The sequence below is a fragment of the Streptomyces sannanensis genome (genome assembly GCF_039536205.1).
GTDB classification, from domain to species: Bacteria; Actinomycetota; Actinomycetes; order Streptomycetales; family Streptomycetaceae; genus Streptomyces; species Streptomyces sannanensis.
The window spans coordinates 699,962-715,786 of sequence record NZ_BAAAYL010000001.1; the positions used below are offsets into that span (position 1 = coordinate 699,962).

At 70.0% G+C, this 15,825-nt stretch carries 12 protein-coding genes and 1 pseudogene; 8 read left to right on the plus strand and 5 right to left on the minus strand.

All coding sequences use genetic code 11. From position 1 onward, the window contains the following. Positions 1 to 867: 867 nt before the first annotated feature. On the plus strand, positions 868 to 2,142 hold the full coding sequence (locus ABD858_RS03090; protein WP_345034391.1) for a cytochrome P450: 1,275 nt from the start codon (positions 868 to 870) through the stop codon (positions 2,140 to 2,142). 121 nt (positions 2,143 to 2,263) lie between these two features. Here the strand turns inward: ABD858_RS03090 and ABD858_RS03095 are convergent, their stop codons facing one another. From ABD858_RS03095 to ABD858_RS03105, 3 genes are all read right to left on the minus strand, one after another. Beyond that, positions 2,264 to 3,544: a cytochrome P450 family protein gene (locus ABD858_RS03095; protein ID WP_345034393.1), complete on the minus strand. Its 1,281-nt coding sequence runs from the start codon at positions 3,542 to 3,544 to the stop codon at positions 2,264 to 2,266. A gap of 193 nt (positions 3,545 to 3,737) precedes the next feature. Further along, positions 3,738 to 4,001, minus strand: a complete 264-nt coding sequence (locus ABD858_RS03100; protein ID WP_345034395.1) for a hypothetical protein — start codon at positions 3,999 to 4,001, stop codon at positions 3,738 to 3,740. A 330-nt stretch (positions 4,002 to 4,331) separates the two neighbouring features. Next, positions 4,332 to 6,053, minus strand: coding sequence for an ATP-binding SpoIIE family protein phosphatase (locus ABD858_RS03105; RefSeq protein ID WP_345044241.1), 1,722 nt, complete (start codon positions 6,051 to 6,053; stop codon positions 4,332 to 4,334). Between the two features lie 393 nt (positions 6,054 to 6,446). On the opposite strand from ABD858_RS03105, the gene ABD858_RS03110 reads away from it, so the two are divergent. Together ABD858_RS03110 and ABD858_RS03115 are read left to right on the plus strand one after the other, a co-directional pair. Further along, positions 6,447 to 7,532, plus strand: a complete 1,086-nt coding sequence (locus ABD858_RS03110) for a WD40/YVTN/BNR-like repeat-containing protein (RefSeq protein WP_345034397.1) — start codon at positions 6,447 to 6,449, stop codon at positions 7,530 to 7,532. Between the two features lie 38 nt (positions 7,533 to 7,570). Beyond that, positions 7,571 to 7,777 (plus strand): annotated as a pseudogene (locus ABD858_RS03115) (uracil-DNA glycosylase); the annotation flags it as partial. A 294-nt stretch (positions 7,778 to 8,071) separates the two neighbouring features. On the opposite strand, the gene ABD858_RS03120 reads toward ABD858_RS03115, so the two are convergent. Together ABD858_RS03120 and ABD858_RS03125 are read right to left on the minus strand one after the other, a co-directional pair. Continuing rightward, positions 8,072 to 9,388 (minus strand): cytochrome P450, encoded by a 1,317-nt coding sequence (locus ABD858_RS03120; RefSeq protein WP_345034399.1) that lies wholly within the window; start codon positions 9,386 to 9,388, stop codon positions 8,072 to 8,074. A gap of 76 nt (positions 9,389 to 9,464) precedes the next feature. After that, on the minus strand, positions 9,465 to 10,820 hold the full coding sequence (locus ABD858_RS03125) for a glutamine synthetase family protein (protein WP_345034401.1): 1,356 nt from the start codon (positions 10,818 to 10,820) through the stop codon (positions 9,465 to 9,467). A gap of 353 nt (positions 10,821 to 11,173) precedes the next feature. Between ABD858_RS03125 and ABD858_RS03130 the strand changes: the two genes are divergently transcribed. Genes ABD858_RS03130 through ABD858_RS03150 form a run of 5 tightly spaced genes read left to right on the plus strand, consistent with a single transcriptional unit; the run spans position 11,174 to position 15,818 of the window. Then, entirely contained in the window at positions 11,174 to 11,362 is a 189-nt protein-coding gene (locus ABD858_RS03130; RefSeq protein ID WP_345034403.1) for a ferredoxin, read from the plus strand. Positions 11,363 to 11,367: 5 nt separating this feature from the next. After that, positions 11,368 to 12,576, plus strand: coding sequence for an NAD(P)/FAD-dependent oxidoreductase (locus ABD858_RS03135; RefSeq protein ID WP_345034405.1), 1,209 nt, complete (start codon positions 11,368 to 11,370; stop codon positions 12,574 to 12,576). Positions 12,577 to 12,588: 12 nt separating this feature from the next. Then, positions 12,589 to 13,395 (plus strand): acetoacetate decarboxylase family protein, encoded by an 807-nt coding sequence (locus ABD858_RS03140; RefSeq protein ID WP_345034407.1) that lies wholly within the window; start codon positions 12,589 to 12,591, stop codon positions 13,393 to 13,395. A gap of 37 nt (positions 13,396 to 13,432) precedes the next feature. After that, entirely contained in the window at positions 13,433 to 14,899 is a 1,467-nt protein-coding gene (locus tag ABD858_RS03145; RefSeq protein WP_345034409.1) for an aldehyde dehydrogenase, read from the plus strand. Next, on the plus strand, positions 14,892 to 15,818 hold the full coding sequence (locus ABD858_RS03150) for a 3,4-dihydroxyphenylacetate 2,3-dioxygenase (protein ID WP_345034411.1): 927 nt from the start codon (positions 14,892 to 14,894) through the stop codon (positions 15,816 to 15,818). The genes ABD858_RS03145 and ABD858_RS03150 overlap by 8 nt, the downstream gene beginning before the upstream one ends. The last annotated feature ends 7 nt before the right edge of the window (positions 15,819 to 15,825 follow it).

The following is a 15,825-nucleotide window of genomic DNA, read 5'->3' on the forward strand; positions in this document are numbered from 1 at the left end:
CGAGTGGAGTGCGTGCAAGAGAGCGGCTGCGGAAGGCGGCACCGCATCGGCAGATCGAGGTCATTCAGACCTTGAACAGGAACAGGTCCCGGGCAGAGGCACTCGTCGAGTTGTACAAGGAGGCCAAGACGCACGTGCCCCATTCCCTCAAGGGCACCCCACGCGTGGTGGGACGCGACGGCGACGGCTCCTTCTGGATCTTGCCGAAAGAAGGCAAGCGCCACGCTCCTTCTCCGGAGATCCTCTTTCAGTGCGTCTCACCTGCGCAGCGGACGAGGATCACGCCCCGCCCGGATCGACCAGCCGTGGCAGGCCAGGCCGTTCAGTCAGCGGTTCGGGCCGGCTCCTGGGAGTCGAGGACGGGCTGACCCACTGGAGCGCTGAAGAACGAGACCGGCACTCAGGGCACCAACCGGTACAGACCGGACAGGAGTTCATGCTGAGGCCTGCCTGCCGGTTCGGAGGAAAACATGGATATGCTGCTGGCGATCCTGTTATTGATCACGCGCGAGGAGATGCCTCAGTCGGTGTGTTTGGGCACCCCGCCCCTGGCGGCGAGCCTGCCGCAGGCCGCCGGCACAGCGCGCCGCTACCGCGGCTCGCGAGCTCCCTTTCGCACGAGTATCCCTCAATGATCATCAAGTCGGCGGGGGGTGTTGGTGCGGCCGTCGATCGCTCCTTACTCCCACGCTGCCGTTTCTCGGAGGCCCCGTGACGACCCCGTTCTCAGACGCAACCGGCCCGTCAACCCCGCCGGCCCAATGCCCCGCGCACGCAGCCCAGGCCGACGGGCGCGCGCGGATGTATGGCCCGGAGGCAGACGCCCCGTACGCTCTGTACGAGAGGCTCCGTCGCGAGCACGGCCCGGTGGCGCCGGTACTGCTTCCCGGCGATGTTCCGGCCTGGTTCGTGCTGGGACACCGCGAGAACCTCGAGGTGATGCGCAGCGCCTCGAAGTACTCCTGCGATTCCCGCATATGGAACATCCAGCTGCAGGCGGACTCTCCTCTGCTCCCGATCACGGCCTGGCAGCCCCTGCTGGTCTTCACCGACGGCGCCGAACACGCACGGCTGCGTGCCGCCGTGACCGACAGCCTGGCCCGATTCAACCGGCACGGGATCCGCCGCGACGTGGTCCGCTACACGCTTCAGCTGATCGACACGTTCTCGGGCGCCGGCCGGGCAGACCTGGTGACCGAGTTCACCGAGAAACTGCCCATCCTCGTTCTCGCGCGCCAGTTCGGCATTCCTGAAGGGGATGCGTTGAAGCTGGGCGAGGCCGTGCGCGACATGGTCAAGGGAACCGAGACAGCACTGGAAAGCAACCAGTTCGTGGTGTCTGTCATGTCGGATCTGGTCAATCGGAAGAAGGGCCAGCCCGGGGACGACTTCGCCAGCTGGCTGCTGAGCCACGAGTCGACTCTCAGTGACGACGAGGCCATGGAGCATCTGCGGCACGCGATCATCGCGGCGCACGAGAACACCGCCAACCTGATGGCCAACGCACTCAAATGTGTCCTCACCGACGGTCGGTTCCGCGCAAGCCTCTCGGGCGGATCGATGACTCTGCCGGACGCGCTGGACCAGGTGATGTGGGACGCACCGCCTCTCGCGGTCGGGGGTTGCCGGTGGGCCACCGGTGACACTCGGCTGGGGGATCAGGAGATCAAGGCCGGGGACATGGTGATGCTGGGGCTGGCAGCCGGGAACGTCGACCCCGAGATCCGGCCCGACCTGTCCAAGCCGGTGCACGGCAACCGCGCACACCTTGCCTTCAGCAGCGGGCCCCACGAGTGCCCGGGCCAGGACATCGGACGTGCCATCGCGGACACCGGCATCGACACCCTGCTGGCGCGCCTGCCCGACATTCAGCTCGGGGTCGCCGAGGACGAACTGCGTGTGACCGGGTCTCTCCTTTCCAGCCGACTGGACGGGCTGCCTGTACGGTTCACTCCCCGGCGCCCAGGCAGGCAGAGCAACGCCAGTGCGGCCGCGGCGGACACCGGGGGACGCGCAGCTCTCGCAGGGCAGCCGCTGCCTCCGGCCGCGCCGGCGGCTGCACCCGCCGCGACGCCCGCCGGCGGCCACGCCTCCGTCCCCGTGCCCTGGTGGCACAGGCTCTTCGGCCGGCGCTCGGAGTAGTGACGAGCCATGGCCGGGCCAACGGAGTCTGCGTGCTTGGCCCGGCCGTCCGCCGGCGTGGTACCGACGCGCGGCACGTCCCGCCGGAACGTGCCGTCTGCGGCGTTTCGGATTACGCGGCCTATGAGTTGGTTCCGACGTTGACCTGATGAATCGTTTCCCCGGAGGCTTCGGGCATCTCGCCGCCGTTCAGGTGGACCCACAGGGATTGGTAGCCGTTGGTCGAGATGGACGCGAGGCGTTCCGGTTCAGTGGCCAGGGCGAGCTTCGGGTAACGGCTGAACAGCGACCGCAACGCGATTTCGGTCTCGATCTTCGCCAGGCGCGCACCGAGGCAGTAGTGAGCGCCGAACCCGAACGCCGCGTGATCGTGAGGCGCGGAGCGGCTGATGTCGAACTCCTCAGCGTTCTCGTGCCGGCCAGGATCCCGGCCGGCGGCCACCAGACTGGCGATCACTGGGTCGCCCTTGGCCACCCTGACCCCTGCGATCTCGACGTCGACGACGGCGTACCGCATGAGGGCATGCCGCACAGGCCCGGACTGACGGAGTCCTTCGTCGACCGCGGCGCCCCAGGTCTGGGCGTCGTCCCTTTCGAGGGCCATGGCCAGTGATGCCGGGTTCTTCAGAAAGGCGTGGACCGTGTTGGTGATGGAGTTGAGCGTGGTCTCGTGTCCCGCGATGAGGATGAGGAAGAGGGTTTCCACGAGCTCCTGCTCGCTGAGCCGGTCGCCGGCATCGCGGGACTGGATCAGCGCGGTGGTCAAATCGTCCCCGGGCGACGTACGTTTGACCTCCAGCAGTGACGTCAGGGTGCTGAAGATGTCCGCCACGGCCACGCGGATGTCCGCCTCACCAGTAGCGCCTTCCTGGGGCGTCACGAGGCGTTCGAAGCGGTGGCGCAGCTCGGAGACCGCAGTGGCGGGTACGCCCAGGACTTCGCAGATGACCCGCACCGGAAGCGGGTACGCGAACCGCTCGCGCAGGTCCACCGGCTCGTCCGTGGAGCCGAGTTGGTCCATCAACTCGTCGGCGATCTCCATGATGCGCGGACGGAGGGCCTCGATGGGTGCACGTGTGAAGGCGGCGCTGACCAACTGGCGCAGACGGCGGTGCTCGGCGCCGCCCTGATGGAGCATGCCCGCACCGCGAACAAGAGCGATCAGCTCCCATGAATCCGGTACACGCCCATCGGCCAGTGCCGGCCAATACGCCGGATCCTTGGTCAAATCCTCATGGCCGAAGATTCGCCGGGCGGTTGCGAGATCTGTGGCCGTCCATGCGGCGACGCCTCCGGGCAGCTCGACCGGGACGAGGGGGCCGAGGCCGCGCAGTTGTCTCGCTTCCTCTGCGGGGTCGGCGGCGGGGTCGAGACGGTAGAGCTTGCAGTGAGTCAGGTCCACGGACACTCCAGCTGTGAGACGGCAGACTCGATAGTCGGACGCGAGAGGAAGTCCTGATCACGATTCTGCCAAGTGGCCAGGCAACCATACGGCTTCCGCTGAGAAGCCAGACGGGCAGGTCAGGGCTACACACCGTGCCGGCGCGATGCCTGTGGCCGGCACTTGAAGTGACTTGCCGTCAGGTTCTCCAGGCTTAACAGTTGTTCGCATCCGGCCTGATCGACGTGGCGGTCGACAATCGTGCGAGGCGTCTCTGCAGCATGCGCGCCGCCCGCGGAACGTCCTCCAGTGCGAACGCATTCTTCGGGAGGTGCCCGTTGGCCCGGGCGGGGGAAAGCAGGTCGCCGGTCTCCTCATCCACCGCGCAGCGGAGCACGGTGCGGGCGCACGCGGTGCGGGAGGTTTCGCCCTCGGCGAGCGGCAGCTTTCGGCTCACCGACCAGCGCTTGTGGCGCATTGGCCGGCTTCTGCCGGCAGACGGCGTCGCAGAGGAACGCCGTCGGCCTGTTCGATCAGTTTCAGCGACGTGTCTCCGTCGTCGCTGCCAGGGCATCGGCCGATGCCAGGAGCAAGAGCGGTCCACATCCCCCAGGCCTCGGCGACGACTGCGATCTCGGCCCGCATGGCCTCGCTGATCGGCACGTGGTGTTCAAGGAGACCGGTGATAAGCAAGTCCAGGCCGGCCTCCTGCTCGCCGGTGTCCCAGCAGTCGGTGGATCGCAGGGCGAGGTCGCCACTGCCGCCGCGCGGCGGTCCCGGCCGGATCTGATTCCGCCCGAAGCACGGGTCATGAGCCGGGTGGGTGCGCGCCCGCCGGGCTCATGTCGGGGATGTCCTGCTCCGCCCAGACGAGCTTGCCGCTCGTCGTACGGCAGGCGCCCCAGCGGCGGCACAGCATGTTGACCAGCTGCAGGCCGCGGCCGCCCTCGTCAGTGAGGCCGCTGTGCTGGATCTGCGGCAGGTCGGGGCCGGTGTCGGTCACCTCCACCACCAGCCGGTCGTGCCGTAGCAGCCGCAGGTGCCCGGGCCCGCCGCCGTACCGCAGGGCGTTGCCGACCAGTTCGCTGACCACGAGTTCGGTCACATCGGTCAGCTCCGTCAGCTGCCAGTGGCCCAGCCGTTCCCGGACCAGCTCGCGCGCGATGCCGGCAGCCGTGCCGTCGTGCGGCAGCGGCCACACCCGCACATCGGGGTCCGTGACGCTCGGCCGGGTGGCCGCGACGATCAGCGCGGCCTCGTCGAGTCGGGGGTGTGCCACGGGGCCGAAGGCGGACAGGGCTTCGGCGTCCAGCCCGTCGGGCGCCATGCCGGCCACGTGGTGCAGCAGCCGCTCCATCTGGACGTCGATGTCCTCGGTGCGGGTCTTGACCAGCCCGTCGGTGAACAGGATCAGCCGGCTGCCGGGCGGCGCGGCCAGCCGGACCGGGTCGTACGGGACCACCCCCGCGCCCAGCGGCGCACCCGCGGGCACGTCCACGTAGTCGACGGTGCCGTCCACGGACATCAGCAGCGGGGGCAGATGTCCTGCGCAGGCCAGGGTGTAGCTCGCGTCGGCCGGATCGTGGACCGCGATGAGGCAGGTGGCGACCTGGTCCTCCTCCAGATCCCTGGCGACCATGTCCATGCGGTCCAGCATCCGGTCGGGGGCGAGGTCCAGCGCGATGAGGGCACGTGCCACCGTCCGCAGCCTTCCCATCGTCGCGGCGGCAGGCAGGCCGTGCGCCATCACGTCGCCGACGACCAGGGCGGTGCGGCCGCCCGGCAGCGCGATCACGTCGAACCAGTCGCCTCCCACCCCACCCGGGTCCGCGGTCGGTGTGTAGCAGGTCGACACGTCCAGCCCCGGGGTCTGCGGCACCGCACGGGGCAGCAGACTGCGCTGCAGGGAGACCACGTGCTCGCGTTCGCGCCCGTACAGACGGGCGTTGTCGACGAAGACGGCCGCCTTGGAGGCGAGCTCGACGGCCAGCGCCAGGTCCGTAGGGGTGAACGGCGGACGGCCGGGGCCCCGGATGAAGTCCGCGGCCCCCAGCAGCACCCCGCGGGCGATCAGCGGCACCACCATGTAGCTGTGCACGCCGAGCTTGCGGAGCTGGACCGCGCCGCTCTTGGTCGGAGCGATCCGGACGAACTCCTCCGGCCGGATCCTGCCGATCAGGATGGGCCGGCGCGTCATGATGCACTGCACCCCGATGAAGGCGTCCTGGCTGGTGACCTCCCCAACGCGCTCCGGCTCCAGGCTCGTCAGGTCGTCGATCAGTGCCACGGCCATGGCACGCATGGCGGGCAGGTCCGGGCCCATCCACCGCTCGCCCTCCTCGCCGCCGAGCACCGACTCCAGCAGATCGACGGCCGCACCGTCGGAGAGGGCCGGGACGGCGAACTCCGCGAACTCCCGGGCCGTCCGCTGCAGGTCCAAGGTGGTCCCGATACGGCTGCCGGCCTCGTTCAGCCAGGACAGGTGACCGCGCGCGGCCGAGCGCCCCGCCGCCCGGAAGCTGCCCGGCATGGCCCGGCGTGCGCGCGCCGCGAGGGGTGCCTGCGGGCGGCGCCGCCACGTGCTGCGGTTGCCTTTCACCTGCCCGACCACCTTCCACCCCGCGAAGAGCCGACATCACCAGTGTGTCTCCGCCTCCTACCGGACCGCGGCGCACGGCGAGCACAGCCGGTGGATGTGCGCGTGCCGTGACAGCGGGTAGCGCGACGTGACCGTCCGAGATGTACGCCCGGCGCTCCTGGAACATCCGGGGCCGTGTACGTCGACGGCCCGCAGCCGGCCGCCGTGGCCGAGCCACCGTCACACGCCGCCCGACCTGGGCGGAATCCCGCTCCGGAGGTCACTGTCAGTGGCCGGGTGCAGACTTGCCCGTATCCGAGACAAGGACGTCCGGGAGGTGTCGGAATGACCGACGTACTGCTCACCGTGGGCACACGCAAGGGACTCTTCGTCGGCCGGAGGCGCGGCGGTGGATGGGAGTTCGAAGGACCTCACTTCAACGCGGAGGCGATCTACTCGGTCGCCATCGACAACCGCCGGGCCGGCCCCAGGCTGCTGGTCGGCGGGGTCAATTCGCACTGGGGCCCCTCGGTCATCCACTCCGACGATCTGGGCCGGAGCTGGACCGAGCCGAAGCAGCCCGCCGTGAAGTTCCCGCAGTTCACGGCGGCTTCGCTGGAACGGGTCTGGCAGCTGCATCCGGCCGGACCCGCCGCGCCGGATGTGGTGTACGCCGGCACCGAACCGGCCGCGCTGTTCAGGTCCCAGGACGGCGGAGAGACATTCGAGCTGGTCCGGGCGCTGTGGGAGCACCCGACCAGGGACCGGTGGGTGCCGGGCGGCGGCGGTGAGGGGCTGCACACGATCGTCACCGATCCGCGCGACGCACGGGCGGTGACCGTCGCGGTCTCCGCGGCCGGGGTGTTCCGCACCAGGGACGGCGGGGAGAGCTGGGCGCCCTCGAACAAGGGTGTCTCCGCGGTCTTTCTGCCGGATCCCCGGCCGGAGTTCGGCCAGTGCGTCCACAAGATCGCCCAGGACGCGGTCGATCCCGACCGGCTCTACCTCCAGAACCACTGGGGTGTCTACCGCAGTGATGACGCGGGGGCGAGCTGGACGGACATCGGTGGCGGGCTCCCTTCCGACTTCGGCTTCGCGGCGGCGGCCCACCCGCACCGGGCGGACACTGCCTATGTCTTCCCCATCAAGGCCGACGCGGACCGGGTGCCGGCCGGGCACAGGTGCCGGGTCTACCGCACCACCGACGCAGGGAGGAGCTGGGAGCCGCTGTCCGCGGGCCTTCCGGAGGGACGGCACTACGGCACCGTGCTGCGCGACGCACTGTGCACCGACAACGCCGACCCGGCGGGGGTGTACTTCGGCAACCGCAACGGCGAGGTGTACGCGAGCGCCGACGACGGGGACAGCTGGCAGCTGCTGGCCTCGCACCTTCCGGATGTGCTCTGCGTACGGGCGGCGATTATCGGATGAGGCGATCGTCCCGCCGCTGAACCACCAGAGTGACGCCTGTGGCAGCACGACCGTTGGAGGAAAACGTCGAACCGGGTTGGGCGGAAGCACTGGAGCCCGTGGCCGGACAGATTGCCGCGATGGGCGACTTCCTGCGGGCGGAGATAGCCGCAGGACGCACCTATCTGCCGACCGGGCCGAACATCCTCCGCCCCTTCCAGCAGCCGTTCGACGACGTACGCGTCCTGATCGTGGGTCAGGACCCCGAGTGCCCCTCCCGGCAACATTTGCTCCGTCGCGACGCTCCCCCAGCTACCGCTGGGGGTGCCCCCAGGGTGCCCCCGGGCACGCACGCTCGCTGCGTTGGCCGAAAACCCAAGGAGCGCTGCTACGAGGGCCTTCGGCCGCCTTGCGATCGCACGCACCGGACGCCGCTCCTCGACGGGCAACGTTGCCGACGACGCGTGCGGCGGCAACGCTGTCCGCCTCACGCCTCTCGAACACAACGACACCGCCGCGCCCCGGGGCCATGGGGCGCGGCGGTGGTTCTTGTCGGGCCGTCAGGCGAGGGTGACCTCGACCGGCAGGTGCTTGATGCCGTTGACGAAGTTGGAGCGGACGCGGGGGACGTCACCGGCCAGCTTGATGTCCGCGAGGCGCGGGATGAGCTCCTCGAACATGATGCGGATCTCGGTGCGGGCCAGCAGGTTGCCCAGGCACAGGTGGGGGCTGCCCTTGCCGAAGGTGACGTGGTCGTTGTTGGTGCGGGCGACGTCGAAGTCGTAGGGGTTGCCGAAGACCTCCTCGTCGCGGTTGCCGGAAGCGAACCACATGACGACCTTGTCGCCTTCCTTGATCCGCTTGCCGCCGAGTTCGACATCCCGGGTCGCGGTGCGCCGGAAGTGGTAGACGGGGGAGGCCCAGCGCAGGAACTCCTCGACGGCGGACGGGATCAACGACGGGTCGTCCTTGAGCCGTGCCAGCTGCTCCGGGTGCTGGAGCAGGGCGAGCATGGCGTGGGACATGGTGTGGCGGGTGGTCTCGTTGCCCGCGACCACCAACAGCAGGAAGTAGTTGTCGAAGTCCTGCGCCGAGAGCGGCACGCCGTCGCGCGGGGTGTCGTTGACGAGCCTGGAGACGATGTCGGTGCCGTCCTTGCCGCGCCGCTGGCGGGCGAGTTCACGGCCGTATTCGAAGACCTCCAGCGCGGCCGGGGAGCGGAACGGCAGGTCGCGGTACTTCTCGCTCTCCTCGCTCTCCAGCAGCACGTCCGCATAGTCCGGGTCGGTGTTGCCGACCATGCGGTTGCCCCAGTCGATGAGCTGCTGGTTGTCCTCCGGCGGCACGTCCAGCAGGCGGGCCAGGACATTGATGGGGAAGTCGGCGGAGACTTCGTTGACGAAGTCGAAGGTGCCCTTGGGGAGGGCGGCGTCCAGGGTCTGTGCGGTCAGGCCGCGCAGGAAGTCGCCGTAGCCGTTGATGACGTTCGCGCCGAACTGGCGCTGGATCACGCTGCGCAGGGCGCGGTGCCGTACGCCGTCCATCTCCAGGATGGAGGCGCGCTTCTTGATCTGGTCGTCGTCGACTTCTTCGAGGTTGACGAACCTGGTGGACGTGAAGGTCTCCGGGTCGCGGTCGACGGTGGCGATGTCCGCGTGCCGGGTGATGGCCCAGAAGCCGGAGTTGGGCGCCTCCTCCGGCTGCCAGTGAACCGGGTCCTCGTGGCGCAGGGTGTGGAACATCCGCCAGGGCTTGGTGGGGTCGGTGAAGTTGTCGAGGTCGGCGAGGTCGACCTCGTCCAGCGGGAGGGGCTCGGCAAGGCGAGCGCGCAGTTCGGCGCTGGTGGTGGGGGTGGCGGGGACGGCGGGGCTTGCCATGGTGGGTCCTTCCGGGCGGGAGCCTCACGGCTGGGAATGCGGCCTCGGTGGCCTACGGGTGAGGGCTGGGCGGGGCTTACAGGTGGTAGGCGTACTCGGTGAACTCCCAGTCGGTGACGTGCCGGCCGAAGCGTTCGGCCTCGTCCCGCTTGTAGGTGAGGAAGGACGTGGTGAAGTCCTTGCCGAGGACGTCGGTCAGTTCGGTGTCGGCCTCCAGCGCGTCGAGGGCGGCGGGCAGGGTCATGGGCAGAACGGCGGAGCGGGCGGTGTCGTAGCCGTAGCCCTCCAGCGGCGTCGGGGGCTCCTCACCGGCCTGGACGCCCAGCAGGGCGGCGGCGATGGTGCCGGCGATCAGAAGGTACGGGTTGGCGCTGGCGTCGCCGAGGCGCAGTTCGAGGCGGGCGCCGGAGCCGCGCTCGGGCGGGATGCGGACCATGGCGCTGCGATTGTCCAGGCCCCAGTCGATCAGCCAGGGCGCGAGGGTGTCCGGGCCGAAGCGCTTGAACGAGTTGATCGTCGGGTTGGCCAGAGCCGCGAGTGCGGGTGCGTGAGCGAGGACGCCGGCGATGGCGTGCCGTGCGGTGGCCGAGAGGCCGTACGCGCCGGAGGGGTCGTCGAAGGCGTTGCGGCCGTCGGCGTCCTCGCAGGACAAGTGCAGATGGAAGCCGGAGCCGCCCGCGTCGGTGAACGGCTTGGCCATGAAGGTGGCCAGGTTGCCCTCCTGGCGGGCCAGCTCCTTGACCGCCGACTTGAAGCGGAAGGCGCGGTCGGCGGCGTCGAGGGCCTCGGAGTGGGTGAGGTTGATCTCGTACTGGCCACCGTCGAACTCGTGGTTGCCGGTGACGGCCCCGATGCCGAGGTCGCGCAGCTGCCGCAGGGTGCGCAGCAGGTGGTTCTCCGGGTCTGCGCGCAGTCCGGCGGTGTAGACGGATCCGGTGGTCTCCGAGGCGCGGCACCAACCGGCGGGGGCGCCGGGGGCGGGCGCCAGCAGGAAGTACTCCAGCTCGGGGCCGATGACGGGGCGCAGGCCGTGCTCGGCGCAACGGGCCAGGACGGTGCGCAGCAGGTCGCGCGGCGACTCGGGGGCGGGTCCTCCGGTCGCCGGGTCGGTGACCTCGCCGAGACAGGTGGCGACTCCGGGCTCCCAGGGGAGAGCGGCCAGGGTGGAAAGGTCGGGGCGTACGGAGATGTCGGGCAGGCCCGCCTCCAGGCCGCCGGCGACCGGGACGACGTCGCCCTGGGGCGTGGTGTGGTAGACGGCCTTGCAGAAGGCCAGGCCGTGGGCGCAGGCCGAGGGCAGGTGGTCGACCAGGACGTCGCGGGCGCGGTCGGTGCCGATGAGGTCGGGGTAGGTCACCCGGACCACGTCGATGCCCTCGGTGGAGAGCCACTCCTGGTACTGGCGGATGTCCGGGATGTGAGATGCGCTCACCGATGTCTCCTTGGGCGGACGGGATGGGTGGCGTGAGGAGGACCGGGGCGGGCCGGGGCGCGGGGGGAGGAGGCAGCCACCGGGAAACCGGTCGTTTGAACCCGAACGCTAAGGAGCTCGACCACTCTCCCGCAAGAGGGTGGTCCAATAAATTTATCCATCCGGACAGCTATTGACCACCCGATGGTGGCTTCTTATCTTGTTTGACGCCAAACGAGTCAGGAGTGCGGATCCCCCCGGGATTCCGGCGGGTCTCCCGCACCCCTTTGGCCGAGGGGCCCGGTCGTCAGCGGCCGGGCCGCTCTCCCCCCTTCGCCCCGCCCCGACGCGCCCAACCCCCAGGAGGACCGGCCATGAAGGTCGTCGTCGACATGAACAAGTGCCAGGACCACGGCCAGTGCGTCTTCGCCGCCCCCGACGTCTTCCAGATGGACGACAACGGCCGCCTGGCCTTCGTCCCCGACCCGGACGACACCCTGCGCGAAGAGGTCGAGGAAGCCGCCGACGTGTGTCCGCTGCAGGCCATCCGGATCGAGGACTGAGCCCCATGACCGGACGCATCGTCATCGCCGGCGCCTCCATGGGCGGCCTGCGCGCGGCAGAGCAGCTGCGCGCCGCCGGCTGGGCCGGCGCGATCACCGTGGTCGGCGACGAGCCCCACATGCCCTACAACCGACCCCCGCTGTCCAAGGAGGTCCTGGCGGGCAAGGCACCGTTCGAGTCGCTGGCCTTCGCCCCGAAGGCGGCCGCCGCCGACGTGGAGTGGCGGCTCGGTACGAAGGTCGTCGCAGCCCGTCTGGACGAGCGGACCGTCGAACTCGACGACGGTACGGCACTCGCGTACGACGGTCTGGTCGTCGCCACCGGTATGCGGCCGCGGCGGCTGCGCTGCGAGGGTCCGCTCGCCGGCCGTCACACGGTCCGCACCCTCGCCGACGCCCAGGGCCTGCGCGAGGAGCTGACCCGGCCCGGTGCCCGGGTGGTCGTGGTCGGCGGCGGCTTCATCGGCTGCGAGGTCGCGGCGACCGCCGTGGGTCTCGGGGTCACCGAGGTCACGGTCGTCGACCCGCTGCCGCTGCCGATGGTGGGCCCGCTCGGCGAGCTGCTCGCCCGGGCGCTGCTGAAGCGGCACGAGGAGCGCGGGGTGCACTTCGCGCTCGGCACGGGGGTCGCCGGGTTCGAGGGCGAGGACCGGGTCACCGGCGTCGTACTCGGCGACGGGACCGTGCTGCCTGCCGACGTGGTCGTGGAGTCGGTCGGCTCGATCGCCAACACCGAGTGGCTGGACGGCAACGGGCTCGACCTCACCGACGGCGTACTGACGGACGAGTTGCTGCGCGTCGGCGGCCTTCCGGAGGTCGTGGCGGTCGGCGATGTGGCCCGCTTCCCCAACGCCCGCTACGACGGCGTACCGCGCCGGGTCGAGCACTGGTCGATACCGACGGACACCGCCAAGCACGCGGCGAAGGCCCTTGTCGCCCATCTCGTCGGCGGGAAGGCGGAGTTGGCCCCGTTCGCGCCGCTGCCCACCTTCTGGAGCGACCAGCACGAGTTCCGGCTGCAGTCCTTCGGCTCACCCGTGCTCGGCAAGGACGACGTACGAGTCCTTGACGGCGACCCGGACGACGACGTTCTGGTCGGTTACCACCACGACGGCCGCCTCGTCGGCGTCGTAGCCCTCGGCGGTCAGGCCGCCGCGATGGGCGCCGCCCGTTACCGCGCCCAGCTGCTCAAGCAGCCGGCTCTCACCGCGTAAGGAATCCCCGACATGACCGGCCTCCGTGGCTTCTTCCACCCCAAGACGGCGAGTGGCGCCTCGTCACTCATCCCCTCCCCGCCCTGGCGCTACTCCGGCGACCTGCTCACCGTCGAGTACCGCACCGATCCGGCGCGCGTGCGCGAACTTCTGCCCGAGCCGCTGGAGTTGGCCGACGAGGACCCGGGCGCGGTCGCCCTGATCTGGGCCGACTGGCAGTCCTGCTCGGCGTCGGGGGACGAACTGCTCGACCCCGTGCTCTCCCAGTACAAAGAGGCTTTCGCGGTCGTCCGCTGCACGTACAAGGGGCAGACCTACACACGCTGCGTGTACATCTGGGTCGACAAGGACTTCGCGATCGCGCGGGGGCTGCACCAGGGCTATCCGAAAAAGCTCGGGTCCATCCACCAGACCCGCCCGCACCCGTACGGTCCGGCCCCGCGCATCGAGGCCGGTGCCCGCTTCGGCGCCACCCTCGCCGCCGCGGACCGGCGGCTCGCCCAGGCCGTGGTGACGTTGCGCGAGCCGTCCGAGACCAACGGCTTCGTCAACGGCCACCCCATGGCCCACCACCGCTGGCTGCCCTCCATCGAGAAGGGCAAGGGCCTCGCGCTCGACGAGCTGATCGAGTCCGGCGCCGCCTCCTTCGAGGGCGGTCAGCCGTGGGTCGGCGACGCCGAGCTGGAGCTGTTCGAGGCACCCACCGAGGAGCTGGCACGGCTGGAGATCCGCGAACCGATCGCCGCGTACTACCGGCAGGTCGGCGTGGTGTGGGACGGCGGGCGACTCCTGGAGTCGAACACCTCCGGCGCCGAGTGACCCGCGTACGACATCGAGTACTTGGAGACCGGACACCATGACCGAACAGCACACCCTCACCGTCGCCGGGGTCACCGTCGACACCCGGCACTGGATCGGCGGCGAGCGCGTCGCCTCCGCCGAAACGTTCACCGATGTCTCGCCGATCGACGGCAGCACGATCGGTGAGATCTCTCGCGGAACGGCAATGGAGGCAGCTGCAGCCGTGGCCGCCGCGCATGAGGCCTTCCCCGCCTGGGCGGCCACCTCCTGCGCCGAACGCGCCCGCATCCTGCACGCCATCGCCGACGGCGTGGAGAAGCGGCTCGAAGAGCTCGCGATCGTCGAGACGACCGACAACGGTGCGCTGCTGCGCTCGCACCGCCGCGGTGTGATGCCCCGCGTGGCACACAACTTCCGCTTCTTCGCCGACTGGTTGCTGAAGCTCGACCACGAGGAATTCGAGACTCGGGGTCATACCAACCACGTCTCCTGGGACCCGGCCGGCCCGTGCGTGCTGATCACGCCGTGGAACGCCCCCCTGATGTTGGCGACCTGGAAGGTGGCCCCGGCCCTCGCCGCCGGCAACACGGTCGTCCTCAAGCCCGCCGAGTGGTCCCCGCTGACCGCCTCCCTGCTCGCCGACATCGCGGCGGAGGCGGGGCTGCCGGCCGGTGTGCTGAACGTCGTGCAGGGCTACGGCTCCGAGATCGGCGACGCGCTCACCTCGCACCCGGACGTGCGCCGGATCAGTTTCACCGGCTCCGTGCCGACGGCCAAGCACATCGCTGCCTCGGCGGCCGCCCACCTGACGCCTCTGAGTCTCGAGCTCGGCGGCAAGTCACCGCTGCTGGTGTTCGCGGACGCCGACCTGGACCTTGCCGTCGACCTCGCGGTCGAGCAGTACGACAACGCCGGGCAGGTGTGCCTGGCCGCGACCCGCTTCCTCGTCGAGGAGCCGATCGTCGAGGAATTCACCCGCCGCTTCGTCGAGAAGGCCGGGCGGCTCACGCAGGGGGACCCGCGTGAGGAGGCCACCGACATCGGGCCCAATATCCATCCCCGTCAGCTGGAGAAGATCGACGGGTTCGTGCAGCGGGCAATCGCGTCCGGCGCGCGGGCGGTCATCGGCGGGCACCGCAAGGACGGCCAGTACTACGCGCCCACCCTCCTCACCGACGTCGCCCAGGACTCCGAGATCGTGCAGGAGGAGGTCTTCGGGCCGGTGCTGACCCTGCAGACCTTCGCCGACGAGGACGAGGCCGTGCGGCTGGCCAACGACACCCGGTTCGGGCTCGCCGCGACCGTCGCCACCGGGGACCACGAGCGCGCCGAGCGGGTCACCGCGCGGCTCGTCGCGGGCACCGTCTGGGTCAACTGCTTCTTCGTCCGCGACCTGCAGGCGCCCTTCGGCGGCTCCCGCCAGTCCGGTGTCGGCCGCGAGGGCGGCACGTGGAGCTTCGACTTCTACTGCGACCTGAAGAACACCGTCACCGCCCCGAAGGGTTGGAAGGACCATGGGTGAGATCGTCGGGGCGGGCCTGCTCGCCCACGTCCCCACCATCGTGCTGCCGGAGGAGACCCGGCTGGAGCTGAACGAGGGCAAGGAGATCACCCTCGTCACCGGCCTCCGGCAGCTCCGGAAGGACGTCTTCGAGCGCGACGACTACGACACCGTCGTCGTTCTCGACTCGCACTGGGCGACCACCGTCGAGTTCGTCGTCACGGCACAGGACCGCCGGGCGGGTCTGTTCACCTCCGAGGAGCTCCCGCGCGGTATGTGCCGGATGCCGTACGACTTCCCCGGCGACCCCGAACTCGCCCACAACATCGCGTCGTTCGCCGACAAGCACGGCACCTGGATCACCGCGATCGACGACGCCTACCTGCCGGTCTACTACGCCACCATCAACCTCTGGAAGTTCCTGGGCGAGGGTCTGCCGGACAAGCGGTGGGTGACCGTCGGCGTCTGCCAGACGGGGGACATGGAGGACCACCTGCGCCTCGGCCGCGCCCTCGCCGACGGCATCGCCGCCACCCCCGGCCGGCGGGTCCTGCTCATCGCCTCCGGCGCCCTCTCGCACACCTTCTGGCCGCTGCGCGAGCTGCGCGACCACGAGGCCGGCGACCCGTCGCACATCTTCACGCCCGAGGCCCGTGAGGCAGACCACGAACGGATCGCCTGGTTCAAGGAGGGCCGTCACGACAGGGTCCTCGACACGATGGACGAGTTCTGGAAGTACAAGCCGGAGGCGAAGTTCTTCCACTACCTGATGATGGCCGGCGCCCTGGGCGAGCAGGCCTGCATCGCGAAGGCCCGCCAGTACGGCGAGTACGAGAACTCGATCGGCACCGGACAGGTGCACCTCTGGTTCGACCGTCCCGCCGACGGCTGGACCGGCACCGGTCTGCCCACCCCGCGTACCCCGCACAGCCGTATCTAGGAGTTCC

What these genes read in the sequence shown, in the direction of transcription:
- ABD858_RS03100 (WP_345034395.1), bottom strand. Translation starts at nt 4,001, where the DNA reads ATGCGCCACAAGCGCTGGTCGGTGAGCCGAAAGCTGCCGCTCGCCGAG.
- ABD858_RS03105 (WP_345044241.1), bottom strand. Translation starts at nt 6,053, where the DNA reads ATGCCGGGCAGCTTCCGGGCGGCGGGGCGCTCGGCCGCGCGCGGTCAC.
- ABD858_RS03110 (WP_345034397.1), top strand. Translation starts at nt 6,447, where the DNA reads ATGACCGACGTACTGCTCACCGTGGGCACACGCAAGGGACTCTTCGTC.
- ABD858_RS03120 (WP_345034399.1), bottom strand. Translation starts at nt 9,388, where the DNA reads ATGGCAAGCCCCGCCGTCCCCGCCACCCCCACCACCAGCGCCGAACTG.
- ABD858_RS03130 (WP_345034403.1), top strand. Translation starts at nt 11,174, where the DNA reads ATGAAGGTCGTCGTCGACATGAACAAGTGCCAGGACCACGGCCAGTGC.
- ABD858_RS03135 (WP_345034405.1), top strand. Translation starts at nt 11,368, where the DNA reads ATGACCGGACGCATCGTCATCGCCGGCGCCTCCATGGGCGGCCTGCGC.
- ABD858_RS03140 (WP_345034407.1), top strand. Translation starts at nt 12,589, where the DNA reads ATGACCGGCCTCCGTGGCTTCTTCCACCCCAAGACGGCGAGTGGCGCC.
- ABD858_RS03145 (WP_345034409.1), top strand. Translation starts at nt 13,433, where the DNA reads ATGACCGAACAGCACACCCTCACCGTCGCCGGGGTCACCGTCGACACC.
- ABD858_RS03150 (WP_345034411.1), top strand. Translation starts at nt 14,892, where the DNA reads ATGGGTGAGATCGTCGGGGCGGGCCTGCTCGCCCACGTCCCCACCATC.